General features: G+C 64.1%; 22 protein-coding genes. 6 read left to right on the top strand and 16 right to left on the bottom strand.

Annotated elements, in window-relative coordinates; translation table 11 throughout:
* Positions 1-93: 93 nt before the first annotated feature.
* From Q9316_RS13950 to Q9316_RS13895, 12 genes are all read right to left on the bottom strand, one after another.
* Positions 94-3,405 (bottom strand): efflux RND transporter permease subunit, encoded by a 3,312-nt coding sequence (locus Q9316_RS13950; RefSeq protein WP_306032203.1) that lies wholly within the window; start codon positions 3,403-3,405, stop codon positions 94-96.
* A gap of 99 nt (positions 3,406-3,504) precedes the next feature.
* On the bottom strand, positions 3,505-4,665 hold the full coding sequence (locus tag Q9316_RS13945; RefSeq protein ID WP_306035303.1) for an efflux RND transporter periplasmic adaptor subunit: 1,161 nt from the start codon (positions 4,663-4,665) through the stop codon (positions 3,505-3,507).
* A gap of 357 nt (positions 4,666-5,022) precedes the next feature.
* On the bottom strand, positions 5,023-6,015 hold the full coding sequence (locus tag Q9316_RS13940) for an ABC transporter substrate-binding protein (protein ID WP_306032202.1): 993 nt from the start codon (positions 6,013-6,015) through the stop codon (positions 5,023-5,025).
* A gap of 22 nt (positions 6,016-6,037) precedes the next feature.
* Positions 6,038-6,907, bottom strand: a complete 870-nt coding sequence (locus tag Q9316_RS13935; RefSeq protein ID WP_306032201.1) for an ABC transporter permease — start codon at positions 6,905-6,907, stop codon at positions 6,038-6,040.
* Positions 6,904-7,788 carry an ABC transporter permease gene (locus Q9316_RS13930; protein WP_306032200.1) on the bottom strand — a complete coding sequence of 295 codons (885 nt, stop codon included), beginning with the start codon at positions 7,786-7,788 and terminating at the stop codon, positions 6,904-6,906. The genes Q9316_RS13935 and Q9316_RS13930 overlap by 4 nt, the downstream gene beginning before the upstream one ends.
* Positions 7,789-7,791: 3 nt before the next feature.
* The gene (locus tag Q9316_RS13925) at positions 7,792-8,127 is read right to left on the bottom strand and encodes a hypothetical protein (protein ID WP_306032199.1); all 336 of its coding nucleotides are present in this window, start codon (positions 8,125-8,127) and stop codon (positions 7,792-7,794) included.
* A complete protein-coding gene (locus tag Q9316_RS13920; protein ID WP_306032198.1) occupies positions 8,127-8,507 on the bottom strand; it encodes an endonuclease domain-containing protein in 381 nt (126 codons plus the stop codon). The genes Q9316_RS13925 and Q9316_RS13920 overlap by 1 nt, the downstream gene beginning before the upstream one ends.
* Positions 8,508-8,688: 181 nt before the next feature.
* The gene (locus tag Q9316_RS13915; RefSeq protein WP_306032197.1) at positions 8,689-9,486 is read right to left on the bottom strand and encodes an ABC transporter ATP-binding protein; all 798 of its coding nucleotides are present in this window, start codon (positions 9,484-9,486) and stop codon (positions 8,689-8,691) included.
* Positions 9,487-9,691: 205 nt separating this feature from the next.
* Positions 9,692-10,069 (bottom strand): hypothetical protein, encoded by a 378-nt coding sequence (locus Q9316_RS13910; protein ID WP_306032196.1) that lies wholly within the window; start codon positions 10,067-10,069, stop codon positions 9,692-9,694.
* Positions 10,069-11,523: a dihydropyrimidinase gene (gene hydA / locus Q9316_RS13905; RefSeq protein ID WP_306032195.1), complete on the bottom strand. Its 1,455-nt coding sequence runs from the start codon at positions 11,521-11,523 to the stop codon at positions 10,069-10,071. The genes Q9316_RS13910 and hydA overlap by 1 nt, the downstream gene beginning before the upstream one ends.
* Positions 11,520-12,161, bottom strand: a complete 642-nt coding sequence (locus tag Q9316_RS13900) for an endonuclease domain-containing protein (RefSeq protein WP_306032194.1) — start codon at positions 12,159-12,161, stop codon at positions 11,520-11,522. The genes hydA and Q9316_RS13900 overlap by 4 nt, the downstream gene beginning before the upstream one ends.
* Before the next feature lie 4 nt (positions 12,162-12,165).
* Positions 12,166-13,416, bottom strand: a complete 1,251-nt coding sequence (locus Q9316_RS13895; RefSeq protein WP_306032193.1) for a Zn-dependent hydrolase — start codon at positions 13,414-13,416, stop codon at positions 12,166-12,168.
* A 274-nt stretch (positions 13,417-13,690) separates the two neighbouring features.
* Between Q9316_RS13895 and Q9316_RS13890 the strand changes: the two genes are divergently transcribed.
* Positions 13,691-14,353, top strand: a complete 663-nt coding sequence (locus Q9316_RS13890) for a TetR family transcriptional regulator C-terminal domain-containing protein (RefSeq protein WP_306032192.1) — start codon at positions 13,691-13,693, stop codon at positions 14,351-14,353.
* Here the strand turns inward: Q9316_RS13890 and Q9316_RS13885 are convergent.
* Both Q9316_RS13885 and Q9316_RS13880 read right to left on the bottom strand, forming a co-directional pair.
* Positions 14,322-15,545 (bottom strand): OpgC family protein, encoded by a 1,224-nt coding sequence (locus tag Q9316_RS13885; RefSeq protein ID WP_306032191.1) that lies wholly within the window; start codon positions 15,543-15,545, stop codon positions 14,322-14,324. The two genes, Q9316_RS13890 and Q9316_RS13885, sit on opposite strands and share 32 nt — an antisense overlap.
* An 80-nt stretch (positions 15,546-15,625) precedes the next feature.
* Positions 15,626-16,555 (bottom strand): DMT family transporter, encoded by a 930-nt coding sequence (locus tag Q9316_RS13880; protein WP_306032190.1) that lies wholly within the window; start codon positions 16,553-16,555, stop codon positions 15,626-15,628.
* 119 nt (positions 16,556-16,674) lie between these two features.
* On the opposite strand from Q9316_RS13880, the gene Q9316_RS13875 reads away from it, so the two are divergent.
* Positions 16,675-17,307 (top strand): exopolysaccharide biosynthesis protein, encoded by a 633-nt coding sequence (locus Q9316_RS13875; RefSeq protein ID WP_306032189.1) that lies wholly within the window; start codon positions 16,675-16,677, stop codon positions 17,305-17,307.
* Between the two features lie 217 nt (positions 17,308-17,524).
* Here Q9316_RS13875 and preA read toward each other — a convergent pair whose 3' ends face one another.
* The gene (gene preA, locus Q9316_RS13870; protein ID WP_306032188.1) at positions 17,525-18,838 is read right to left on the bottom strand and encodes an NAD-dependent dihydropyrimidine dehydrogenase subunit PreA; all 1,314 of its coding nucleotides are present in this window, start codon (positions 18,836-18,838) and stop codon (positions 17,525-17,527) included.
* Between the two features lie 12 nt (positions 18,839-18,850).
* On the bottom strand, positions 18,851-20,212 hold the full coding sequence (locus Q9316_RS13865) for an NAD(P)-dependent oxidoreductase (RefSeq protein ID WP_306032187.1): 1,362 nt from the start codon (positions 20,210-20,212) through the stop codon (positions 18,851-18,853).
* Between the two features lie 257 nt (positions 20,213-20,469).
* On the opposite strand from Q9316_RS13865, the gene Q9316_RS13860 reads away from it, so the two are divergent.
* The 4 genes from Q9316_RS13860 (at position 20,470) to Q9316_RS13845 (ending at position 24,769) form a co-directional block, all read left to right on the top strand.
* A complete protein-coding gene (locus tag Q9316_RS13860) occupies positions 20,470-21,423 on the top strand; it encodes a sugar-binding transcriptional regulator (protein ID WP_306032186.1) in 954 nt (317 codons plus the stop codon).
* Positions 21,424-21,600: 177 nt separating this feature from the next.
* Entirely contained in the window at positions 21,601-22,911 is a 1,311-nt protein-coding gene (locus Q9316_RS13855; protein WP_306032185.1) for an ABC transporter substrate-binding protein, read from the top strand.
* 146 nt (positions 22,912-23,057) lie between these two features.
* Complete coding sequence (locus Q9316_RS13850) at positions 23,058-23,930, top strand: carbohydrate ABC transporter permease (protein WP_306032184.1); 873 nt, start codon at positions 23,058-23,060, stop codon at positions 23,928-23,930.
* Between the two features lie 14 nt (positions 23,931-23,944).
* On the top strand, positions 23,945-24,769 hold the full coding sequence (locus Q9316_RS13845) for a carbohydrate ABC transporter permease (RefSeq protein WP_306032183.1): 825 nt from the start codon (positions 23,945-23,947) through the stop codon (positions 24,767-24,769).
* Positions 24,770-24,787 lie beyond the last annotated feature (18 nt).

Raw genomic sequence — 24,787 nt, 5'->3', positions numbered from 1 at the left:
CGGGGAAGTCTTACTTGATTTCGATCAAAGAAGACGAAAACGGCCGGCCCGGCTTTCGCCGGACCGGCCGTTTGTTTCAGGCGGCTGCAGCGTCTATTCGGCCGCGAGCGGCGAATGGTGCACCACGCTGAACGGCTTGCGCTCGCCGTTCTTCCTTTCCAGCGTCTCGATGCGCTTTTCGAGATCGCTGACGTCTCGCGCGGTCTGGTCGGCAAGCCGAGTGAGGGCCTCCGGCTCCATGGCCAGCAGTTCGTCGTCCTTCTTGCCGACGAAGCGCCCGAAGAGCCAGCCGAGGAAGCGCGACACGTCGTCCATGATCAGGAAGAAGGACGGCACGACGACCAGCGAAAGCACGGTCGAGACGATGATGCCGCCGATCACCGCGATCGCCATGGGCGAGCGGAACGAACCGCCTTCGCCGACGCCGAGCGCTGAGGGCAGCATGCCGGCCGACATGGCGATGGAGGTCATGACGATCGGGCGGGCACGCTTGCGGCCGGCCTCGATCATCGCTTCCACCCGTTCCATGCCGTGGTGCATCATCTCGATGGCGAAGTCGACGAGCAGGATCGCGTTCTTCGTCACGATGCCCATGAGCATCAGGATGCCGATGAGAACGGGCATGGAGAGCGCGTTCTGCGTCAGGATGAGGCCTGCCGCCACGCCGCCGATGGCGAGCGGCAGCGAGAAGAGGATGGTGAAGGGCTGGATCACGTCCTTGAAGAGCAGGATCAGCACCATCAGCACGAGCAGCAGGCCGAGCAGCATGGCGTTGCCGAAGGACTGCTGCATCTCCGCCTGGATTTCCGCGTCGCCGCTCTCGGCGAACTGCACGCTCGGCGGCATGTCGATGCTGGAGGCGATCTCCTTGAAGCGGGCGGTTGCCGTGTCGAGCGCCACGCCCTGCTGGAGATCGGAGCCGATGGAGACGACGCGGTTGCGGTTGTGCCGCTTCACCGAGCTCGGGCCTTCCGAATAATCGATATCCGCGACGGTGGAGAGCGGCACGAACTGGCCGCCCGCCGTCTGGATCTTGAGATTGCGGATGGCGGCGAGATCGCCGCGGAAGCCGCGGTCGACCTGCACGCGGATCGGGATCAGCCGGTCGTCGAGCGAGACCTTGCTCAGCTGGGAATCGATGTCGCCGATGGTGGCGACGCGCACGACTTCCGAGATCTGCGCCGTGGTGATGCCGAGGCGGGCCATCCGGTCGTCACGCGGGCGGATCTGCAGTTCGGGCCGCGGCAGCGAGCCTTCCGAGCTGACGTTGGACAGGAGCGGATCGGCGCGCAGCTTGGATTCCAGCACGGCGACGGTGTTGTTGAGGTCCGCCTCGTTGTTGGACAGCAGGTTAAACGCCAGGTCGCGCTCGCCGCGGTCGTTGAGCTTGATGATGCGTACGTCGGGAATTTCGCGCAGGGTGGCGAAGATTTCCTTCTCGATGTCCCACTGCGGGCGCACGCGGCCCTTCGCCTCGATCTTCGGCAGGTAGGCGCCGATCACCGGAATGTTGCCGGCGACGTCGTTCACCAGCTTGTGGGTGAGCGAATGTTCGAGCTTGTCGAGGATGACGGTCACGGAGGCGCGCCGCAGCTCCAGGTCGCCCTTCGGCGAGGAACCGCCGAGCACGAAGACGCCCTGCACGCCGTTGATGTCCTTGACGCGATCGTAGATTTGCGTGGTCGTGCGGTCGGTATCCTCCAGCATCGCGTCCGGCGGCAGCTCGACGGAGAGCACGACGCGCGAGGCGTCTTCCGGCGGCAGGAAGCTGCCGGGCACGGTGAAGAGCAGGCCGACCGAGGCGACGAGGAAGACGATGGCGGCAAGGAGTGTGGCATAGCGGGCGTACCATTTGCTCGTCGTCTTGCTGACGAGCCAGGTATAGCCGCGCATGAAGGCGCCTTCCTTCTCCTCGCCATGGCCGTCCGCATCGCCGGAGCGCATGAGATAGGCCGCCATGACCGGCGTGATCAGGCGCGCCACGACAAGGGAGAAGAACACCGCCACCGCGACCGTGAGGCCGAACTGGATGAAGTACTGGCCCGGAATGCCCGGCATGAAGGAGACGGGCACGAAGACCGCGATGATGGTGAAGGTCGTCGCGATGACGGCGAGGCCGATCTCGTCGGCGGCTTCGATGGCGGCGCGGTAGGGCGTCTTGCCCATGCGGATGTGCCGCGCGATGTTCTCGATCTCCACGATGGCGTCGTCGACGAGGATGCCGGTGGCGAGCGTCAGCGCCAGGAACGAGACGAGGTTGAGCGAGAAGCCCAGCATGTCCATGACGAAGAAGGTAGGGATCGCCGACAGCGGCAGCGCCACGGCGGAGATCAGCGTCGCCCGCCAGTTGCGCAGGAAGAGCAGGACGACGATGACAGCGAGCAATGCGCCTTCCATCAGCGTGTGCAGCGCGGCCTCGTAGTTGCCGTAGGTGAAGTAGACGGAATCGTCGACCAGGCTGATCGAGACGTCAGGATATTGCGCGCGCACCTTTTCCAGCGACTTGGCGACGGATTCGGCGACCGTCACTTCGCTGGCGCCCTTGGAGCGGAAGACCGCGAAGGTCACGACCGGGTTGCCGTTGAAGCGCGAGAAGGAGCGCGGCTCCTCATAGGTGTCGGTGATGTTGCCAAGCTCGGAGAGCCGCACGAAACGGCCGTTCGGCAGCGCGATCATCGTGTTGGTGAGCTTTTCGACGGAGCGTGCGTCGCCGAGCGTGCGGATCGCCTGTTCGGCGCCGGCGATCTGGCCGCGGCCCGAGCCGACATCGGCATTCATGCTGCGGATTTGCCGGTTCACGTCGGCGGCGGAAATGCCGAAGGAATCGAGCTTGTCCGGGTTGAGGTCGATGCGCACCTCGCGGTCGGCGCCGCCGAAGCGGTCGATCTTGCCGATGCCGGGCTGGCCCTGCAGGGCGCGCTTGACCTTGTCGTCGACGAACCACGACAGCTCTTCCAGCGTCATATTGGGCGAGGAGACGGCGAAGGTCTGGATCGCCTGGCCTTCCACGTCGATCTTGGTGACGACCGGTTCCTCGACGGAGGCCGGCAGATCGCTGCGGATGCGGTCGATCGCATCCTTGACGTCCTGCAATGCCTGGTTCGTCGGCTTTTCGATCTCGAAGAGAACCGAGGTGACGGAGCTGCCGTCGGTGACCGTCGACATGATGTCGTCGACGCCCTCGATGCCGGCGACCGCGTCCTCGATCTCCTTGGTGACCTGCACTTCGAGTTCGGCCGGGGCCGCGCCGCTCTGCGTCACCGAAATGGCGACGATCGGCACGTCGATATTGGGGAAGCGCGTGATGGGCAGCGCGTAGAACGACTGGATGCCGACATAGATCAGCAGGAAAAACGCGAGCAGCGGCGCAATCGGATTGCGAATGGACCAAGCTGAAAAGTTCATGTCCCCAAAGTCCTTGTTGAGAGACCAGACGTTCGGGCTCCCGCCCGGCATCATCTTCCGTTCCTACGGAAGCAGCCCTGCCGCGGCAGGGCCTCTACGTCATTTCGTGGCCGAAGCCTGCTCGGCATGGACCGGATTGACCCGGTCGCCATCGCGAACATAGGCGCCGGCCTTGGCGACCACTTCGTCGCCGGCCGCAAGGCCGCTGACGATCTCGATCACCTGACCATCCTGAATGCCGGTCTCGACCGGAACCAGCTTGACGATGCCGTTCCCGACCTTGCGGGCTACCGTCTTGCCGTCTGCCGTGGTGATGGCGGAAAGCGGCAGGGCGATGCCCTGTCTTTCCGCGACGACGATCTCGGCGCTGGCGAACATGCCGGCGCGCGCCTTGCCGGGCTCGTCGAAGCGGATATAGACGCGGCCGAGGCGGCTTTGCGGGTCGAGCGTCGGTTCGACGAGGCGGATCGTGCCGGTGAGCTTGGCCGCGCCGCCGGCGAGCGTGACGGTCGCCTTCTGGTCCGGTGCGAGCTTGAGGACCGCGTCTTCTGAAACGTCGGCCTTCAGCTCGATCTCGCCGTCGCGGATCACGGTGAAGAGCGGCGAGGCGGCACCGCTGGCTATGGCGCCGATCTTCGCCGTGCGGGCGGAAACCACGCCCGCGACCGGGGACTTCACCGCCGTGCGGGCGAGCTTCAGGTCGATGTCGTCGATCTGCGACTGGGCCACCTTGATGTCGGCCTCGGAGACCGCGATCGCCTGTTCGGCCGAATTGACGCGGGCGAGGGCGGCGTCCGCGGCGGCGATGGCCTGGTCGGCGTTCGCCTGCGACTGCGAGCCGGACTTCACGAGCCTCTGCGCGCGCTCACGCACGCGGACGGCCTCATCGGCATTGGCCTTCGCCTCGACGAGCTGCGCCTTGATCTGCGCGAGCGCGGCCTCGGCCTTGGCGAGCGTCGCCTCGGTCTGGCTCTTCTGCAAAAGCAGGGCATCGTCGTTCAGCGTGGCGAGCGTGCCGTTCGCCTCGACCCGGTCGCCGACATCGGCGACGAGCGTGCGGATGGAAAGGCCGTCGACGAGCGGGGTGACGTAGACCTCCTCGACCGCCTGCACAGAGCCGGTCGCGATCACGCGGTCCACGATGGGACGCGGTTCAGCGGCGGTGACGACGATTGCCGGGAGGTTCTGTGACTGCTGCTGTTCGGCCGTATCGCCGGTGGCCGCATCGGCGGCGAGGGCGAGAACCGGATTGACCGTCATGAAAGCGGCGACGGAAAAAGAGAGGACTTTCCTGTGTCCAGAAGCCATAGGCCGAGCTTTCCCAAAAAGGATGACTTTATGATCTTGGCCCGGACGTTCTTTTTATTGGTCTTGCCGGACTTTATTTCCTGCCAGTATCGCGGATGCGGGAGGGCTTCGCCGCCTCGTCCCAAGTTCCACCGTGCGTCTATGTAATCGGCGCCCGCTCACCTTACAAGAGGTAACGGAATGGTGCCTCATTATTTTAGGCGTTTGGCATTTCGATGGCAATTGCGGCTTGCTGCCGCAGTTTCTCGTTGCCGGAAACGAAACGTGCGGGGCAGGGCCCCGCACGCATCGTTGTCCTCGAAATGAGGATTACTTGAGCGCCTCGTCGGTGATCTCGTGCGTCCAGGCGCCTTCCGGTTCCTTGGAGATGACGGGATCGGAACCGCCGGCGAGCAGCGAGGCGACCGTTCGCTTGTAATCGGCTTCGTCGAGCGCGCCGTTCGAGCCGGCGGTGAGCTTGGCGACTTCGCCCATCATGCGCTTCTGGTGCGCCTCGGTCTGCGCGCCGGTGCTGTCGTTTTCGAGAACGATCTCGGCGGCTTCGTCCGGGTGCTCCTCGGCATATTTCCAGCCTTTCATGGAGGCACGCACGAACTTGACCATCTTTTCCTTGAAGGCCGGGTCCTTCAGCTTGTCCTCCAGCACGTAGAGCCCGTCTTCGAGCGTCGCAACGCCCTGGTCCTCATACTTGAAGGTGATGAGGTCCTCCGGCTTGATGCCGGCGTCGAGAACCTGGCCATACTCGTTATAGGTCATGGTGGAAATGCAGGCGGCCTGCTTCTGGATCAACGGATCGACGTTGAAGCCCTGCTTCAGCACCGTCACGCCGTCCGGCCCGCCGTCGGTCGGGATCTTCAGGTGGCTCATCCAGGACAGGAACGGATATTCGTTGCCGAAGAACCAGACGCCGAGCGTCTTGCCCTTGAAGTTTTCCGGGCCGGTGACGCCGGATTCCTTGAGACAGGTCAGCATCATGCCCGACGACTTGAAGGGCTGGGCGATGTTGACGAGCGGCACGCCCTTTTCGCGCGTGGCAAGGGCGGAGGGCATCCAGTCGACGATGACGTCGGCGCCGCCGCCGGCGATCACCTGCGCGGGCGCGATGTCCGGGCCGCCCGGCTTGATCTCGACGTCGAGGCCTTCCTCCTCGTAGAAACCCTTGTCCTTCGCGACATAATAGCCGCCGAACTGGGCCTGCGTGACCCACTTCAACTGGAGCGTCACCTTGTCGGCGGCTTCGGCCTGGAACGCGGCAAGCGAGAAGGTGCTTGCCAGAAGCAGCGATGCGATCTTCGTTTTCATGTCAGTTCCCTCTTTCTTCTTGTTACGCCTGTCCACCGCGGACAGACGGATGCCAGAACGTGACAGCCCGCTCGATGAGCGCGACGATCCCGTAGAAGACGGAGCCAGCCACCGCGGCGACCGCGATTTCGGCCCAAACCATGTCGACATTCATGCGGCCCACTTCCGTGGAGATACGGAAGCCCATGCCGACGATGGGCGTTCCGAAGAACTCGGCGACGATGGCGCCGATAAGCGCCAGCGTGGAATTGATCTTGAGGGCATTGAAGATGAAGGGCCAGGCGGCGGGAAGGCGCAGCTTCAACAGCGTCTGGAACCAGTCGGCGGCGTAGGTGCGCATCAGGTCGCGCTCCATGTGGCTCGTCGCGGCAAGGCCGGAGACGGTGTTCACCAGCATGGGGAAGAAGGTCATGATGACGACGACGGCGACCTTGGACTGCCAGTCGAAGCCAAACCACATGACCATGATGGGCGCAACGCCGATGACCGGCAGGGCCGAAACGAAATTGCCGAGCGGCAGCAAGCCCTTCTGCAGGAAGGGCGAGCGGTCGATGAGGATGGCGACGAGGAAGCCGAGGCCGCAGCCGAGCGCATAGCCTGTCAGCACGGATTTGAGGAAGGTCTGGCGGAAGTCGGCCCACAGCGTCGGCACGGAATTGATCAGGCGCGCCCAGATCATGCTCGGCGGCGGCAGCAGGACGGAGGGGATGGCAAAGCCCCGCACGATGCCTTCCCAAAGCACGAGGAGGGTGAAGCCAAAGATCAGCGGCACGGCGAGGCGGGCGGCACGGTCGGCGGCGGGGCTCGCGAACTTCCGGCGCACCAGCCATTCGTTGAACGCCCAGGCGGCGAGCCAGAAGACGATGGCGGCGATGAGGATCGAGACGTTCATGCCCGTGCCCCCATGCGCTTGAGGACGAGGCTGTGGGCGATGCCGACGACGATGACGAGCAGCGCCGCCACGCCCGCGGCCATGAAGAGCGCGGCCCAGATCTGAACGGTCTGGCCGTAATAGGAGCCGGCGAGCAGGCGTGCGCCGAGGCCGGCGACGGCGCCGGTCGGCAATTCGCCGACGATGGCGCCGACGAGCGAGATGGCGATCGCCACCTTCAGCGAGGTGAAGAGATAGGGCATGGAAGACGGCCAACGCAGCTTCCAGAAGGTCTGCGCGGCGGAGGCGTGGTAGGTGTGCATAAGGTCGAGCTGGATCTGCTCGGGGCTGCGCAGTCCCTTCACCATGCCGACGACAACGGGGAAGAACGAAAGATACGTCGAGATCAGCGCCTTCGGCATCAGGCCGGAAATGCCGACAGCGTTCAGCACCACGATGATCATCGGCGCGATGGCGAGGATGGGGATCGTCTGGCTGGCGATGACCCAGGGCATCAGCGAGCGGTCCATGGCGCGGTTGTGCACGATGGCGATGGCGAGCAGGATGCCGAGCACCGCGCCCATGGCAAAGCCGAGCAGCGTCGCCGACAGCGTGATCCAGGAATGATAGACGAGGCTGCGCTTCGAGGTGATCGCCTTGTTGACGGTCGTGTCCCACAGCTCGGCGAAGACCTGGTGCGGCGCCGGCAGGACCGGGCGCTCTTGCGCCATGGTCTTCGGCAGAAGCTCCATGAAGCCGATCGTCGTGCCGGCGCGCGCCGCCGTGTCGCGCTCGAAGGGCGCGTTCAGCACCACGACGAAGACATACCAGAGCGCGACGAGGGCCAGCACGACGGTACCGATCGGAAACAGGCGGTCGCGGAGGAAGCTCGCTTCACCCATGGCTCAGCTCCGCGCCGGGGAGGGCAGCAGCATCAGCCCCATGGCAAGGATGCCGAGACCGATGCCGGCAAGCTGGGTGCCGCTCAGCCGCTCGCCGAAGAACAGGAAGGCGATGACGTTGATGATGAGAAGCTGGGTGATGGCGGAAAGCGATATGGCAAGGCCCAGCCCGCCCTCGCGCATCAGCCGCAGCATCATCAGGTTGCCGACGACATAGAGCGCCAGCGAGAGCAGGAGATAGAGGATGTTGGTCGTGCCGACATAGACGCGCGAGGCGGATGCCGCGCCGATGAAGACGAACGTCGCGCCGAACAGCCAGAGCACGAAGGAGAGCTTCATCAGACGTGCTCCTTCGTCAAATAGGCGACTATGTGGTTTTCAATCGTGACGACCACATAGTCCGGGCCGTCGAGAATTTGAGCATTGTCGAAACGCAGGACCAGGAAGCCCTGTGAGTTCAGAAATGCATCTCGACGCAAATCGTGGCGACGGCCGCTTTCCGTTTCGTGACTGTCTCCGTCAACCTCAATGACCATCCGCGCTGAAAGCCAAGCAAAATCCGCGATGTAAGGGCCGATCGGCGTCTCCCGACGAAACCGTGCGCCGCGGGTGCGAAAGTCGCGGAGGATGTCCCACATGGCCTGCTCCGCCTTCGTCAGTTCGCGGCGCAGGGTTTTGGCGCGAGCTCTCGTTTTTGGTGAGACATTCGAGTGCGGCATTAGGACCCCTCCCCAACCCCTCCCCACAAGGGGGAGGGACTTACGATGACGCTCCCATTGTGTTTGTTCCGAAACGCTGCTGCTAGTAGCGACGGCTTTAGGAAAAGAGACAGGGCGGCGGTTTAAGCCCCTCCCCCTTGTGGGGAGGGGTTGGGGAGGGGTTTTCGCCAATTTCACAGCCTCACTCCTCATAACTATGCCCCGCGCGCAGGCCCTCGCGCACGCGATGGGCGATTTCGAGGAATTGCGGCGTCTCGCGGATGCCGAGGGGGCGTTCCCTGGGGAGCGGCGATTCGATGATGTCGGTGACGCGGCCGGGGCGGGGGCTCATGACGACGATCTTCGTCGAGAGATAGACCGCCTCGGGGATCGAGTGGGTGACGAAGCAGATCGTCTTGTTCGTGCGCGCCCAGAGTTTCAGGAGCTGTTCGTTGAGGTGATCGCGGACGATCTCGTCGAGCGCGCCGAAGGGTTCGTCCATCAGCAGAAGATCGGCGTCGAAGGCGAGCGCGCGGGCGATGGAGGCGCGCTGCTGCATGCCGCCGGAAAGCTGCCAGGGATATTTCTTGCCGAAGCCGGTGAGGTTGACGAGATCGAGCGTGCGCTCGATGCGCGCCTTCTGCTCGTCCCGCGCATAGCCCATGATTTCCAGCGGCAGGGCGATGTTCTTCTCGATGGTGCGCCAGGGGTAAAGGGCGGCGGCCTGGAAGACATAGCCGTAGGCGCGGCGCCTGCGGGCCTCCTCCGGCGTCATGCCGTTGACGGTGATCGTGCCGGAGGTCGGCTTTTCGAGATCGGCGATGACGCGCAGGAACGTCGTCTTGCCGCAGCCGGAAGGGCCGATGAAGGAGACGAAATCACCCTTCTCGACGGAAAGATCGACGCCGGTCAGCGCCGTGACCGGGCCGTCGGCGGTCTGGAAGGTAAGGCCGAGATCCCTGGCTGACACGACAGTATCGGAAGAAGCCATGCTGCTCATCTTTCGGCGCCTCGCACGGCGCGGTTTTCGGCAGACTGCATGTCCCTTCCCGGCATTGCAATCGGCATTGTCTGGACTATCGCTTTGGGCACGGAAATCTTGAACGAAAAGGCGGGGTTGGTGCTACTCGCCGCGGCAAGCCGGGCCCTTGCCGTTTCGAGGGCGCTACCCGGACAGAGGGGGAGCCGCGCCGTACATCCAGCCCTCACGGATTGCACCGCATCAGCGGCCCCCAGCGCGTGCCGTCGGGGAAGCTGACCGTATAGCCGCCGCCGTCGGGCGTCAGCGTCAGTTCGTTGGGCGTGACGTCCTCGGATCCTTCCTCGTGGCATTCGGCCGCGACCACGCTTGCGCCGCCGACCTTTTTGCCCTCACCCTTGAATTCGCAATAGGAGGCCGCGGTGGTCACGCCCTCCTTGTTCAGCAGGAAGAAGAAGTCGGCGCCGGAAGATTCGCCGGTTTCGGCGTAATGACAGCCTTCCTTGTCGCCGTAGCTGCCATCGACGATGTCGGCCGCCGCCCCCGCCGGACCGGCCAGCGCGATGCCGAGAAGAAGGGCGGAAAGCGCAGGGCCGGGAGGCATCAGACGCCGCTCGCCGGAATGCCGCTGCGCTCCACCTTGCGCGGCGCGGTGATTTCCTTCCAGGTCGACAGCGCCTTGTTGACGGCCGTGAAGGGCTCGCGTTTGACGAACTGGCCGTGGCCTTCGCGCGTCTTCACGGTGCTTTCCTCGATGGCGACGACGCCGCGCGTCAGCGTGTAACGCGGCAGGCCGGTCACCTGCTTGCCCTCGAAGACGTTGTAATCGATGGAGGATTGCTGGCTGCCGGCGGAAATCGTCTTGGAGCGCTTCGGGTCCCACACCACGATGTCGGCATCGGCGCCGACGAGGATGGCGCCCTTTCGCGGATAGACGTTGAGGATCTTCGCGATATTGGTCGAGGTGACGGCGACGAACTCGTTCATGGTGAGGCGGCCGGTGTTGACGCCGTGGGTCCAGAGCATCGGCATGCGGTCTTCGAGGCCGCCGGTGCCGTTCGGGATCTTGCGGAAGTCGCCGAGCCCGGTGCGCTTCTGGTCGGTCGTGAAGGCGCAATGGTCGGTCGCCACCACCTGCAGCGAACCGCTCGCAAGGCCGGCCCAAAGCGAATCCTGATGCTGCTTGTTGCGGAATGGCGGGCTCATGACGCGGCGGGCGGAATGGTCCCAGTCCTTGTTGAAATATTCGCTCTCGTCGAGCGTCAGATGCTGGATCAGCGGTTCGCCATAGACGCGCATGCCGTTCTGGCGCGCGCGGCGGATGGCTTCGTGCGCCTGTTCGCAGGATGTGTGCACGACATAGAGGGGGCTGCCCGCCATGTCGGCGATGATGATGGCGCGGTTCGTCGCCTCGCCCTCGACCGACGGCGGGCGCGAATAGGCGTGGCCTTCCGGGCCGTTGTTGCCCTCGTCCATCAGTTTGGCCTGCATGGCGGCGACCACGTCGCCGTTTTCGGCATGGACCAGCGGCAGGGCGCCGAGCGCGGCGCAGCGCTGGAACGAGGCGAACATCTCGTCGTCGTTCACCATCAGCGCGCCCTTATAGGCCATGAAGTGCTTGAAGGTGTTGATGCCCTTCTCCTCGACCACGGTCTTCATCTCGTCGAAGACCTGCTCGCCCCACCAGGTGACGGACATGTGGAAGGAGTAATCGCAATTGGCGCGGGTCGATTTGTTGTCCCAGCGCTTCAGCGCGTCGAGCAGCGACTGGCCGGGATCGGGCAGGCAGAAATCGACCACCATCGTCGTGCCGCCGGCAAGGCCGGCGCGGGTGCCGCTCTCGAAGTCGTCGGCCGAATAGGTGCCCATGAAGGGCATTTCGAGATGAACATGCGGATCGATGCCGCCCGGCATGACATAACAGCCCGCCGCATCCAGCACTTCGTCTCCCGAGAGGTTGGGGCCGATCTCGACGATCCTGCCGCCCTCGATCTTTACGTCCGCCTTGTAGGTGAGGTCGGCGGTGACAATGGTTCCGCCTTTGATGACAGTGCTCATGATGGCTCCCCTGTTTTTCGGGTTTCAGCAGGAATGGCGGGATAGAATTTCGCGTTCCTGCAACGTTCCGTCATTTGGCCGGTCAATGCTGCCAGGATCGTATCAAGGACAGCCCGGCGTTCCTGCGTGATCTCATGATTCCAGAAGCGAAGGATGGAATAGCCGTTCCTGTTGAGCCAATCGGTTCGCAGGGCATCGGACGGCATTTCGGCATGTTGAAATCCATCGATCTCAACGACGAGGCGTAGGTCTCGACAAAGAAAATCGACGAAGTAAACGCCCAAAGGTATTTGCCGAGAAAATTTGAAGCCGTTCAGTCGGCGGTCCCGGAGGTTGCTCCAGAGGCGGCGTTCCTCTTCCGTATCGATCTGCCTCAGCCGGCGGGCTTGACGGGTTTTGCCGGGGCGTCGCTTGGTAATGTCGGTTGCGTTCGGCATGCCCCCCTCATCCGACCCTTCGGGCCACCTTCTCCCCGTTGGGGAGAAGGGGATATCTGCGGAACCGTTTTTCTTCTCTCTCCAGCTCGGCGTATGCGGCGCCGGATTGAGCAAAGATGTTGCAACACACTTCCCCTTCTCCCCAACGGGGAGAAGGTGGCCCGAAGGGTCGGATGAGGGGGTGTTCACCGCCAGAAGCATCCGATCACTCCGCGATCCCCGCCGTCTCGATCACCGCGTGGAGCAGCACGTCGGCGCCGGCGGCGGCCCATTCCTTGGAGATGTCCTCCGCCTCGTTGTGCGAGAGGCCGCCGACGCAGGGGCACATGATCATCGTGGCGGGGGCGACCTTGGCGGCCCAGCAGGCGTCGTGGCCGGCGCCGGAGATGATGTTCATGTGGCTGTAGCCGAGATCCTCGGCGGCCTTGCGCACGGTCGCGACCAGCGTCGGGTCGAAGGTGATGGGATCGAAATGGCCGACCGCCTCGACGGAACAGCCGACGCCGAGCGCCTCGCAAATGGCGGGCGCTTCCGCCTCGATGCGGGCGCGCATGCCGTCGAGCTTCTTCTGGTCGGGCGAGCGGATGTCGACGGTGAAGACGACCTTGCCGGGCAGCACGTTGCGCGAGTTGGGCGAGAAGAACACCTGGCCGACGCCGCCGACGGCGCCCGGCTGATTCTCCATGGCGACTGTCTGCACCATTTCGAGGATGCGGGACATGGCAAGGCCGGCATTGACGCGCATGGCCATCGGCGTCGAGCCGGTATGCGCCTCGCGGCCGGTCAGTGTGAACTCCAGCCACCACAGGCCCTGACAGTGGGTGACGACGCCGATGTCCTTCTTTTCGGCTTCGAGGATCGGCCCCTGTTCGATGTGATATTCGAAATAGGCGTGCATCCTGCGTGCGCCGACCTCTTCGTCGCCGACCCAGCCGATGCGTTTCAACTCGTCGCCGAAGGTCTTTCCCTCCGGGTCCTTGCGGCCATAGGCATAATCCTGCGTGTGCACGCCGGCGAAAACGCCGGAGGCGAGCATGGCGGGGGCGAAGCGGGCGCCTTCCTCGTTCGTCCAGTTGGTGACGACGATCGGGTGCTTCGTCTGGATGCCGAGATCGTTCAGCGAGCGGACGACTTCGAGGCCGGAGAGCACGCCGAGCACGCCGTCATACTTGCCGCCGGTCGGCTGCGTATCGAGATGCGAGCCGACATAGACGGGCAGGGCGTCCGGATCGGTGCCCGCGCGCGTCATGAACATGTTGCCCATCGTGTCGACGCCCATCGTCAGGCCGGCATCGTCGCACCATGCCTGGAAGAGACGGCGGCCTTCGGCGTCTGAATCGGTCAGCGTCTGGCGATTGTTGCCGCCGGCGATGCCGGGGCCGATCTTCGCCATGTCCATGAGGGAATCCCACAGGCGGTCCGCGTTGACACGCATGTTCTCGCCGGGTGCGGCCATGTCGTATGCTCCCACGTCTTCGGGCTCTTGAAGCCCCATTTTGTTCCCACCGGCTGGCAGCGCGATTGTTTGTTTTGCGCCGTCCGATCAGAGCAGTTGCCTTTACCTGATAACTGTCTGATAATTTGACCGGTTGGTAAACATTACAGCTTCCGTAGCGGCACTCAAGCCGAAAAACCAAAAACCTTGGGGCTTCGCCCAAGAAAATGGCGACGGGTTAAACTGGTGAATTTGGCGGCACTTTCGGGCCGGCGGAGGGGGCATAGGGGGCACGATGGCACTACCGAGGGCGGCCAGGACTCAGCGGCGCACGCGCATCCAGGAAGCGAAGGAGGAGCAGATCCTCGAAGCGGCGCTGGAGGTTTTCTCGCTCCACGGTTTCCGCGGCGCCACGGTGGACCAGATCGCCGAGGTCGCCGGCATGTCCAAGCCGAACCTGCTCTACTATTTCCGCACCAAGGAGACGATGCACCGCGCGCTCATCACCCGCGTGCTCGATACCTGGCTCGATCCGCTGCGCGAATTCGATGCGGAGGGCAACCCGGTCTCGGAGATCCGCAGCTATATCCGCCGCAAGCTGGAAATGGCGCGCGATTTCCCGCGCGAAAGCCGGCTTTTCGCCAATGAGATCCTGCAAGGCGCGCCGAATATCGAGGACGAGCTGAAGGGGCCGCTGAAGGCGCTCGTCGACGAGAAGGCGGAGGTCATTCGGGCCTGGGCCAAGGCGGGCAAGATCGCCAAGTGCGATCCCTACCACCTGATCTTCTCGATCTGGTCGACGACGCAGCACTATGCCGACTTCGACGTGCAGGTGCGCGCGGTGCTGGGACAGGACCAAGCGGGGGCCGGGCGGTTCGAGGATGCGGCGCGCTTCCTCGAACAGCTCTTCCTCAACGGCCTTCACATCAGCGAGCAGCCGGCCCAGGCTTCGTCTTGACGGGCTGCGCCTTCGACTGGCCGAACAGGCTCGCCACAATCTGCTCGCGTTCCCGCCACAGCGCCGGCAAGGCAAGCAGCACGATGCAGACGACGGCGATCGTCGTCTTGGTGAGCTGCGACAGTGCCGGCGTGCGGCCGTCCGCATAGTAGACCGCGTAGACGATGGCGACGTGCCAGACATAGACCTGCAGCGAATGGCGGCCGAGCAGGCGCAGGAAGGGCAGCGTGAAGACGGCCGTCACCCCGCGGGCAAGGCCGCGGATCCAGACATTGTGGTGTTTCGGCCCGGCGATCAGCAGCCAGGCGAGGCCGGTTGCGACGGCGGCGAAGTTCAGGAGATAGACCGGGCCGAAATCGGCGCGGATCTCCATCGTCGCGAACTTGTCGAGCACGGTCTGCGGCAGCAGGTCCCAGGCGGTGATGATGCGTAGCGGCAGGAAGAACAGGCAGATGGCGAGCGCCGCCTTCGGCAGCAGGGTCTTTTCCGGCGAGAAGATGCGTTGCCAATCGATCTTGTCCTGAGCGGTCAGCACGCCGATCACCATCGCCGAGAAGAAGACGATCTGCCAGCCCAGCATGTTGAAGCTGGCGCGGATGCCCTGGCCGTCCGTTCCGGTGATCCACATGTTCAGCGGTTCGGTGACGAAGCGTTGCAGGCCGAGCTGGCCGGCCATCCAGACGATCAGCGAACCGGCGAGAACATGGGCCCATTTGCCGCGCAGGCAAAGCCAGACGAGGGGCGGCGCGAAGAGCATGTAGACGATGTATTGCGGCAGGATGTCCATGAAGGTCGGCTGGAACAGGAAGGTGGCGATCGCCGCCAGCCGCAGCGGCTCGTCGAAATTCGTCGTGCCGAGCCAGTTGTACCAGAGCCGGTAGGCATCGGGCAGCAGCATCTGCACCACGAGCACCGCCATCACCGTGCCCATGGCATAGCGATAGAGCTCGAAGGCGCGGCCGTGGATCAGTTGCCGTCCCGTCTCGTAGCCGGATTTCAGCATCTTGCGGGCATAGACCATGCCGATCAGCAGGCCGGAGAGGAAGACGAAGCCCTGGGCGTCTTCGACAAAGGCGAACTGGCGATGGTTCACTTCCATCATCCAGTAGCCGCCGACGAAAATCAGATGGTTGATGAGCATGAAGACAAGGAAATAGCCCCGCATGCCATCGATGATCTCAAATCGCTTCAAAATATGCGCTCCGTCGATACTCAAGGTGCGCCCCAACGGGGTTCGCAACGCATGAGGCGACGGATCGTTCCGAAAAAAATTCAGTCGGGCAGCAGCGCCATCAAGGCAAGGCCGCAGGCCGTCACCAGCGCGCCGGCCAGGACCGGCAGGCTCGCCCAGCCGTGGCCGAGCAGGCCTTCGAGCAGGATGATGAAGCTTGGCGTCAGGTAGCCGTAGCCGAGAACCTTGGTGGCCGGCAGGCGCATCGAGGCATATTGCAGCAGCAGGAAGGTGCCGGCGGTGGTGACGACCGCGAGATAGGTGACGGCGGCGTAGACGGCGAGGGGCAGGGCGGTGAAATCGACCGCGAGCAGGCCCTTGATGCCCGGCGGCACCAGCCAGAGCGTCGCGCCGACCGTGACCCAGAAGCCGAAGGCGACGGCCGGCTCGCCGCGGTCGAAGCGGCGGATCAGCGGCACGTAGAGCGCATGGCCGACGACGCCGATGAAGAAGATCATCTCGCCGGTGCCGACGTCGAAGGAGAGGATGGCATCGATATCGCCGCGGAAGATGACCCACACCGCGCCCGCGGCGGCGATGATCAGGCCGGCGAGCACGCCCGGCCGGGTCTTCTGGCCGAGCACGGGCAGCGCGAAGGCGGCGCTGAGGAGGGGCATCAGGGTGAAGACCGCGCCGGTGGCGATGGGGCTGGTGAATTCCAGCGCCATGAACATCGTCAGCATGTAGACTGCGATGAGGCCGCCGAGCAGCAGGAACCGCCAGGCCTCCTTCGGCAAGGCGACGGGGACGCGAAAGGCGCCGAAGGCAAGCGCGGCCATGACACCGATGGTCAGGATGTAGCGCCAGAGCATCAGCGGCTCGGCTTCCATATAGCGGGCGGCAAGGCCGCCGAAGGAGAAGGAGCCGGCGATCAGCACAGCGAAGAGCAGCATGGCGAGGTGGCCCTTGAGCTTTTCACGGCCCTTGGCATGAACGGAATGGCCCCTTTGGGCCGGCATACGCTTCGTCAAGAAAATCATCCTATTGTCTGCGGCGCGGCATGCTCATAGACCCGTGCGGGGCGACGCGCCACCCCACAGGAAAGCCGCAATCTCCGCCCATATGCCGGCGGCATTCGAAAGGACACTTCATGACGACGGCCATCGGCTTCAAGGATACGGACCGCAAGACGAGCGAACTGCTCGAAGACATCCTGCATTCGATCAAGGGCGAGCACATCACGCTGCGCGACCTTCTGGCGATGATGGGTGAAAGCGGCCTCCTGCTGCTCTGCGCCTTCCTGTCGCTGCCCTTCCTCTTCCCGGTGTCGATCCCCGGCGTTTCGACGGTGTTCGGCGCCGGCATCGTGCTGATCAGCGCGGCGATCACGCTCAACCGTCTTCCCTGGCTGCCGAGCAAGGTCGCCGACCGGCGGCTCGAAAGCGGCAAGCTCCGGCCGGTGCTGGAGCGCGGCGTGACGTTCCTGCGCAAGATCGACCGGTTCTTCAAGCCGCGCATGACCTCGCTCACCTCCGGCGCGGTGATGAACCGGGTGAACGGCCTCGTACTGATGGGGGCAGGCATCCTGCTCATGGCTCCGCTCGGACTCATCCCCTTTTCCAATACGCTGCCCGGCGTCGCCATCCTGCTGCTCGCCGCCGGCATTTCGCAGCGTGACGGGCTGGTGGTGCTGGCAGGCTATGTGATGGTCGTGCTGACGATCGTCTATTTTGCAGCGCTGGCTTTCCTTGCCTACAGCGCGGGCAACAGTTTCTTCGGTTAAGGCGCTTTCTGCCCACTTCCCTTCCGTCATGCCGGGCTTGACCCGGCATCCAGCTCGCGCAAGTCATTGCGCGGAAAAGACTCTTTCTGTGGACGTGCAGCAGTCCTCTCACCGCGCGGACGCGCGGTGGCTAGATGCCGGATCAAGTCCGGCATGACGAGGGAGAGGCTGGCACATGGGAAAAGGGCCAGAGCCTATCCCCCGGCCTTCTTGTTTGTCACTCCGCCGCCTGCCGCGCCATCGGGTTGTTCGGATGGGTCGTCCAGTTGGCGTAGTTGGGATCGACGGGCTTGCCGGTACGCTGGTCGAGCACGCCGGGCTCGAGGCCGACCATGGTGATGCAGTTTTCCACCGGGCAGACGTTGACGCAGAGATTGCAGCCGACGCACTCGTCCTCCATCACCTCGAAATGCCTGACGCCATCGACGAACTGCGTGATCGCCTGGTGCGAGGTGTCCTCGCAGGCGATGTGGCAGCGGCCGCACTTGATGCAGGCATCCTGGTCGATATGGGCCTTGGCGATGTAGTTGAGGTTGAGATACTGCCAGTCGGTGACATTCGGCACGGCACGGCCGCAGATGTCGTCGAGGGTGCGGTGGCCCTTGGCGTCCATCCAGTCGGAAAGGCCTGAGATCATCTCCTGCACGATCTTGAAGCCGTAGGTCATTGCCGCGGTGCAGACCTGCACGTTGCCGGCGCCGAGCACCAGGAATTCCGCAGCGTCCCGCCAGGTGGTGATGCCGCCGATACCGGAGATCGGCAGGCCGTGCGTTTCCGGATCGCGGGCGATCTCGGCCACCATGTTGAGCGCGATGGGTTTGACCGCCGGGCCGCAATAGCCGCCATGGGTGCCCTTGCCGCCGACCGTCGGGTTGGGTGCGAAATTGTCGAGATCGACCGAGACGATGGAGTTGATCGTGTTGATCAGCGACACGGCGTCGGTGCCGCCGGCCTTGGCCGCGCGGGCGGGCTTGCGGATGTCGGTGATGTTGGGCGTCAGCTTGGTGATGACCGGCATGCGCGTATACTGCTTGCACCAGCGCACGACCATCTCGATATATTCCGGCACCTGGCCGACCGCGGCGCCCATGCCGCGCTCGGACATGCCGTGTGGACAGCCGAAGTTAAGCTCGATGCCGTCGGCGCCGGTCTCTTCCACCAGCGGCAGGATCGCCTTCCAGCTCTCCTCCTCGCAGGGTACCATGATCGAGGCGATCAGCGCTCGGTCCGGCCAGTTCATCTTCACCTGCTTCATCTCGATGAGGTTGGTGTAGAGGTCGCGGTCGGTGATGAGCTCGATATTGTTGAGGCCGAGGAGGCGACGGTCGGCGCCCCAGATCGCGCCGTAGCGCGGGCCGTTGACGTTGACGACCGGCGGGCCTTCCTCGCCGAGCGTCTTCCAGACTACGCCGCCCCAGCCCGCCTTGAAGGCACGCTCGACATTGTAGGCCTTGTCGGTCGGCGGCGCGGAAGCGAGCCAGAACGGATTGGGCGACTTGATGCCGACGAAGTTGTTGCGAAGATCAGCCATGTCTCATCTCCCTCAAGCGACGGCAACGGCCGGCTGCGCGGCGGCGGCCAGCATGCGGTTGATCGAATCGGCCGCGTCGCGGCCTTGCGCGACCGAGGTGACCGTCAGGTCCTCGCCGGCCTTCACGCAGTCGCCGCCCGCCCAGACATTGGGCATGGAGGTGCGGCCCTCGGCGTCGATGGCGATGCGGCCCGCGGACATGGCCAGCGCGCCGAGGCCGGCGGCCTCGAAGGTCTGGCCGATGGCCTTGAAGATCTGGTCGGCGGCAAGCGCCCCGGTCTCGCCGGTGCCGACGAGCTTGCCGTCGCGCAGTTCGGTATATTCCACCTCGATGCCGGCGACGTGGCCATCCCGGGCGATGACGCGCCTGGGTTGAAGCCAGTGGCGGATCATCACGCCCTTGGAGGCGGCGAGGTCCTGCTCGAAGGGCGAGGCGTTCATATGCTCCTTGCCGCGGCGGTAGCAGATCGTCACCTCTTCCGCGCCCAGCAGCTTTGCTTGCACGGCGGCGTCGATGGCCGTCATGCCACCGCCGATGACGACGACGCGCCGGCCGACGGGGATGGTGGCCTTGTCGGTCGCCTGGCGCAGCTCGGCGATGAAATCGACGGCATCCACGACGCCGGGCAGGGTCTCGCCCTCCGCGCCGAGCGCGTTGACGCCCGATAGCCCCATGCCGAGGAAGACGGCGTCGAAATTGGCGGTGAGGTCCGCAAGGGTGAAGTCGCGGCCGAGCTTCAGGCCGTTCTTCACCTCGATGCCGCCGATGGCCAGCACATAGTCGACTTCCCGCTGGGCGAAGTCGTCGACCGTCTTGTAGGTGGCGATGCCGTATTCGTTGAGGCCGCCGGCCTTCTCGCGCGCCTCGAAGATCACCACGTCGTGGCCGTCCATGGCGAGCCGGTGGGCGCAGGCAAGGCCCGCCGGCCCGGCGCCGACGACCGCCACGGCCTTGCCCGTGCGCGCCGTGCGCTCGTAAAAATGCTTGTTCTCCGTCATCGCCACGTCGGTTGCGTAGCGCTGCAGACGGCCGATCTCGACGGGACGGTGCTCGGCCGTGTTGCGCACGCAGGCCTGCTCGCAGAGCGTCTCGGTGGGACAGACCCGGGCGCACATGCCGCCGAGGATGTTCTGGTCGAAGATCGTCTTGGCCGAGCCGATCGGATTGCCCGTCGAGATCTGGCGGATGAACAGCGGAATGTCGATGGAGGTGGGACAGGCCGTCATGCACGGCGCGTCATGACAGAAGTAGCAGCGGTCGGCTGCGACCAGCGCCTCGTGGTCGTCGAGGCGCGGATGGAGGTCGGAGAAATTCGTCTCGTATTCGGCAGGCGCAAGACGCCCACGATGGATCCCAGATTGCGTCGTTCCCATAGTTATCTCCCATTCGAGTGGGCTTTTTGAATAAGAGAACGGTAACTCAGGTATATTTTTTTATCAAACGGTAAAATTTCAAAGGAAATGCCGGTTTTCCAGGTGGTCGAGCGGATTTAAACATGAGATTTCAAGTTATGTTTTTAGCGCTCCAGGCACGCGCGATATCGAACGCTGTTCTCGCTGCGGCATCATGTGCCGTTTGACAGACCACATGAAAAGATGCAGCAAATCGTGTGCAACAATCGGGGTACACAATGGCGAAGCGGAGCGAAACAGCCGGGCGGCTTGACGATGCGGCGAGGGCGGGCTGGCTCTACTACGTCGCCGGCCGCACGCAGGACGAGATCGCCTCGGCCATGGGCATCTCCCGCCAGTCGGCACAGCGTTTGGTGTCGCTCGCCGTTGCGGAGCGGCTGATCAAGGTGCGGCTCGATCACCCCATCGCCGAATGCCTGGAGCTGGGTGAGGCGTTGCGCAAGAAGTTCGCCCTGGTGCATGTCGATATCGTGCCGAGCGACCCGGGTTCCACCTCGACGACGATCGGCATTGCCGAGGCGGGCGCGGCGGAAATCGAGCGCTGGCTGAAGAAACCCGACCCGATCGTGCTGGCGGTCGGTACGGGGCGCACGCTGAAGGCGGCGATCGACCAGCTTCCGGCGATGGAATGTCCGCAGCACCGCATCATGTCGCTCACCGGCAATATCGGCCCGGACGGCTCGGCCGCCTACTACAACGTCATCTTCTCCATGGCCGATGCGGTCAAGGCGCGGCACTACCCGATGCCGCTGCCGGTGCTCGTCTCCTCCACCGAGGAGCGCGACCTGCTGCATAAGCAGAGCCTCGTGCAGTCGACGCTTCAGCTCGGCCGCGAGGCGGATGTCGCCTTCGTCGGTATCGGCGAGCTCGGCGCGGATGCGCCGCTCTGCCTCGACGGCTTCCTCGACCCGGAGGAAATGGCGCGGCTGATGGAGGCGGGCGCTGCCGGCGAGATCTGCGGCTGGATGTTCGACCGCGACGGCAAGCTGCTTGAAGGCAGCATCAACGAGCGTGTCGCCTCCGTGCCGCTGCCGCCGCGCGATACGACGACGGTCATCGGCCTTGCCAAGGGCAAGCGCAAACATGCCGCTCTCCTTGCGGCACTGCGCGGCCGTATGATCAACGGTGTCATCACCGACGAAGCGACGGCGCGTTACCTGCTTTCGGCCTGACGGCAGGTTCGTCGGGCGCATAGCCAACTCGGCCACACAAAAAAATCCCAGGAAATTCAACGGACGCCGCTTTCCATTGTGCGGCGCAGCAACGAATGCCGTTGACTTGTTGCGGCATTTTATGGGTAATTGCTCATGAGCGAAGCAAATGCTCAATATCCTTCTGGGAGGAAGACGATGAATTTGAGAACCCTTCTGCTGGGCACCTGCTCGGCTGCTCTCCTGTGCGGTTTCGCCAATGCGGAAACGCTGACGATTGCCACCGTCAACAATGGCGACATGGTCCGCATGCAGGGGCTGACGGAAGACTTCACCACCAAGAACCCGGACATTCAGCTCGAGTGGGTGACGCTCGAGGAGAACGTGCTGCGCGAACGCGTCACGACCGACATCGCGACGAAGGGTGGCCAGTACGACGTTGTCACCATCGGCAACTACGAAGTTCCGATCTGGGCGAAGCAGGGCTGGCTAGTCGCGCTCGACGGCCTCGGCGCCGACTACGACGTCGACGACCTGCTGCCTGCCATCCGCGGCGGCCTGTCGGTCGACGGCAAGCTCTATGCGGCGCCGTTCTACGGCGAATCCGCCATGATCATGTACCGCAAGGACCTGTTCGAGAAGGCCGGCCTCACCATGCCCGATTCCCCGACCTGGGAATTCATCGGCGAGGCTGCCCGCAAGATCACCGACCGCAGCGCCGATATCAACGGCATCTGCCTGCGCGGCAAGGCCGGCTGGGGCGAGAACATGGCGTTCCTCACCGCGCTCAACAATTCCTTCGGTGGCCGCTGGTTCGACGAGAACTGGCAGCCGCAGTTCGACCAGCCGGAATGGAAGGCCTCCCTTCAGTTCTATGTCGACATGATGAAGGACGCCGGCCCGCAGGGCGCCTCGTCGAACGGCTTCAACGAGAACCTGACGCTCTTCCAGCAGGGCAAGTGCGGCATGTGGATGGATGCGACGGTCGCCGCCTCCTTCGTGTCGAACCCGAAGGATTCGACGGTCGCCGACAAGGTCGGCTACGCGATCTTCCCCGATACGGGCAATGGCAACCATGGCCATTGGCTGTGGTCCTGGAACCTCGCCGTACCGGCGAGCTCGACAAAGGCCGAGGCTGCGCAGAAGTTCATCTCCTGGGCGACCAGCAAGGGCTATACCGAGCTCGTCGCGAGCAAGGAAGGCTGGGCGAACGTTCCTCCGGGCACGCGCACCTCGCTCTACAAGAACGCCGAGTACGAGAAGGCGGCCGCCTTCGCGGCGCCCACTCTTGCGGCGATGAACGCAGCCGACATCACCAAGCCGTCGGTCAAGCCGGTGCCCTATACGGGCGGCCAGTTCGTGGCGATCCCGGAATTCCAGAGCCTCGGTACGACGGTCGGCCAGCTCTTCTCGGCCGTGCTTGCCGGTCAGTCCTCCGTGGAGGACGCGCTGGCTCAGGCCCAGACGACCGCCGTGCGTGAAATGACCCGCGCCGGCTACATCAAGTAAGCCTCCTCCCCAAGGACGGGCTGCCCGGACGCGTTCCGGGCAGCCGATGAAACGGGTCTGGCAGACGGGTGAGGGACGGCCCTCTGCCGTAACGCATGCGAACTGACTGCATCGGCCGGCAAACCGGCTTTCGGGAGGAGATTTCAATGGCGACGGAGAATACGCGTGGATTGGCGCGGATGATGCTTGCGCCCTCGGTTGGGCTGCTTCTGGTCTGGATGATCGTGCCGCTGGCGATGACGCTGTGGTTCTCGTTCCAGAACTACAATCTGCTGAACCCGGCGAATGTGAGCTGGGCGGGGCTGTTCAACTATCAATTCTTCTACACCGATCCGGCCTTCTTCCAGTCGATCTGGAACACGCTGCTGATCGTCGGCGGGGTGCTTTTGATCACCGTCGTCGGCGGCATTGGTATCGCGCTCCTGCTCGACCAGCCAATGTGGGGGCAGGGGATCGTGCGCATCATGATCATCTCGCCGTTCTTCGTCATGCCGCCGGTGGCTGCGCTGGTGTGGAAGAACATGATCATGCATCCGGGCTACGGGGTGCTGGCCGATATCAACCGGGCGCTCGGCTTCCAGCCGGTCGACTGGTTCGCGCAGTTCCCGCTGCTGTCGATCATCATCATCGTCGCCTGGCAGTGGCTGCCCTTCGCCACGCTGATCCTGCTCACCGCGCTGCAGTCGCTCGACGGCGAGCAGAAGGAAGCGGCCGAGATGGACGGCGCAGGCTTCGTGTCCCGCTTCGTCTACCTGACGCTGCCGCATCTTGCCCGCTCGATCACCGTCGTCATCCTGATCCAGACGATCTTCCTGCTCGGCGTCTACGCGGAGATTCTCGTCACCACCAATGGCGGGCCGGGCTATGCCTCCACCAACCTGCCGTTCCTGATCTACCGCACCGCGCTCCTCGGCTACGACGTCGGCGGCGCATCGGCCGGCGGCATCATCGCCGTGATCCTCGCCAACATCGTCGCCTTCTTCCTGATGCGCGCCGTCGGCAAAAATCTCGACAAGTAAGGGAGGAGAGACCCATGGCCAGAGCCGTCTCAAAGAGAAGAACCGTCGTCTTCACGATCGCCGCCTGGATCATCGCGCTGATCATCTTCTTCCCGATCCTCTACACGATCATCACCTCGTTCAAGTCCGAGACCGAGGCGATCCAGGGCTTCGACCTGCTGCCCTCCGGCACGATCGAGAGCTATGCGGCCGTGCAGGCGCAGAGCAACTACTTCAAGTTCTTCCTCAACTCGGTGGTGATCTCGGTCGGCTCGACGCTGCTGGCGCTGGCCGTCGCGATCCCGGCCGCCTGGTCGATGGCCTTCTCGCCGACGCGGCGCACCAAGGACATCCTGATGTGGATGCTGTCGACCAAGATGATGCCGGCCGTCGCCGTGCTGGTGCCGATCTACCTGATCTTCCGCGACACCGGCCTGCTCGACACGCGCTTCGGCCTCACCGTCATGCTGACGCTGATCAACCTGCCGATCGTCATCTGGATGCTCTACACCTATTTCCGCGAGATCCCCGGCGAGATCCTGGAAGCGGCCCGCATGGACGGCGCCTCGCTGTGGGGCGAGATCGTGCATGTGCTGACGCCGATGGCGGTGCCGGGCATCGCCTCGACGCTGCTGCTCAACATCATCCTCGCCTGGAACGAGGCGTTCTGGACGATCCGCCTGACGACGACCAACGCCGCGCCGCTGACCGCCTTCATCGCCTCGTTCTCCAGCCCCCAGGGCCTCTTCTGGGCCAAACTCTCGGCGGCCTCGACGCTCGCCATCGCACCCATCCTGATCATGGGGTGGTTCAGCCAGAAACAGCTTGTCCGCGGCCTGACCTTCGGCGCCGTGAAGTAACGAACAGAGATCGGGGAG

Source organism: Shinella zoogloeoides (assembly GCF_030733845.1).
GTDB lineage: Bacteria > Pseudomonadota > Alphaproteobacteria > Rhizobiales > Rhizobiaceae > Shinella > Shinella zoogloeoides_C.
The sequence above is the reverse complement of the archived record's forward strand: the minus strand, read 5'-3'. Positions and strand labels throughout refer to the sequence as shown.

What these genes read in the sequence shown, in the direction of transcription:
- Q9316_RS13930 (WP_306032200.1), bottom strand. Translation starts at nt 7,788, where the DNA reads ATGGGTGAAGCGAGCTTCCTCCGCGACCGCCTGTTTCCGATCGGTACC.
- Q9316_RS13920 (WP_306032198.1), bottom strand. Translation starts at nt 8,507, where the DNA reads ATGCCGCACTCGAATGTCTCACCAAAAACGAGAGCTCGCGCCAAAACC.
- hydA (WP_306032195.1), bottom strand. Translation starts at nt 11,523, where the DNA reads ATGAGCACTGTCATCAAAGGCGGAACCATTGTCACCGCCGACCTCACC.
- Q9316_RS13940 (WP_306032202.1), bottom strand. Translation starts at nt 6,015, where the DNA reads ATGAAAACGAAGATCGCATCGCTGCTTCTGGCAAGCACCTTCTCGCTT.
- Q9316_RS13850 (WP_306032184.1), top strand. Translation starts at nt 23,058, where the DNA reads ATGGCGACGGAGAATACGCGTGGATTGGCGCGGATGATGCTTGCGCCC.
- Q9316_RS13900 (WP_306032194.1), bottom strand. Translation starts at nt 12,161, where the DNA reads ATGCTTCTGGCGGTGAACACCCCCTCATCCGACCCTTCGGGCCACCTT.
- Q9316_RS13855 (WP_306032185.1), top strand. Translation starts at nt 21,601, where the DNA reads ATGAATTTGAGAACCCTTCTGCTGGGCACCTGCTCGGCTGCTCTCCTG.
- Q9316_RS13845 (WP_306032183.1), top strand. Translation starts at nt 23,945, where the DNA reads ATGGCCAGAGCCGTCTCAAAGAGAAGAACCGTCGTCTTCACGATCGCC.
- Q9316_RS13895 (WP_306032193.1), bottom strand. Translation starts at nt 13,416, where the DNA reads ATGGCCGCACCCGGCGAGAACATGCGTGTCAACGCGGACCGCCTGTGG.
- Q9316_RS13915 (WP_306032197.1), bottom strand. Translation starts at nt 9,486, where the DNA reads ATGAGCAGCATGGCTTCTTCCGATACTGTCGTGTCAGCCAGGGATCTC.
- Q9316_RS13945 (WP_306035303.1), bottom strand. Translation starts at nt 4,665, where the DNA reads ATGACGGTCAATCCGGTTCTCGCCCTCGCCGCCGATGCGGCCACCGGC.
- Q9316_RS13875 (WP_306032189.1), top strand. Translation starts at nt 16,675, where the DNA reads ATGACGACGGCCATCGGCTTCAAGGATACGGACCGCAAGACGAGCGAA.
- Q9316_RS13890 (WP_306032192.1), top strand. Translation starts at nt 13,691, where the DNA reads ATGGCACTACCGAGGGCGGCCAGGACTCAGCGGCGCACGCGCATCCAG.
- Q9316_RS13950 (WP_306032203.1), bottom strand. Translation starts at nt 3,405, where the DNA reads ATGAACTTTTCAGCTTGGTCCATTCGCAATCCGATTGCGCCGCTGCTC.
- Q9316_RS13910 (WP_306032196.1), bottom strand. Translation starts at nt 10,069, where the DNA reads ATGCCTCCCGGCCCTGCGCTTTCCGCCCTTCTTCTCGGCATCGCGCTG.
- Q9316_RS13925 (WP_306032199.1), bottom strand. Translation starts at nt 8,127, where the DNA reads ATGAAGCTCTCCTTCGTGCTCTGGCTGTTCGGCGCGACGTTCGTCTTC.
- Q9316_RS13865 (WP_306032187.1), bottom strand. Translation starts at nt 20,212, where the DNA reads ATGGGAACGACGCAATCTGGGATCCATCGTGGGCGTCTTGCGCCTGCC.
- Q9316_RS13935 (WP_306032201.1), bottom strand. Translation starts at nt 6,907, where the DNA reads ATGAACGTCTCGATCCTCATCGCCGCCATCGTCTTCTGGCTCGCCGCC.
- preA (WP_306032188.1), bottom strand. Translation starts at nt 18,838, where the DNA reads ATGGCTGATCTTCGCAACAACTTCGTCGGCATCAAGTCGCCCAATCCG.
- Q9316_RS13860 (WP_306032186.1), top strand. Translation starts at nt 20,470, where the DNA reads ATGGCGAAGCGGAGCGAAACAGCCGGGCGGCTTGACGATGCGGCGAGG.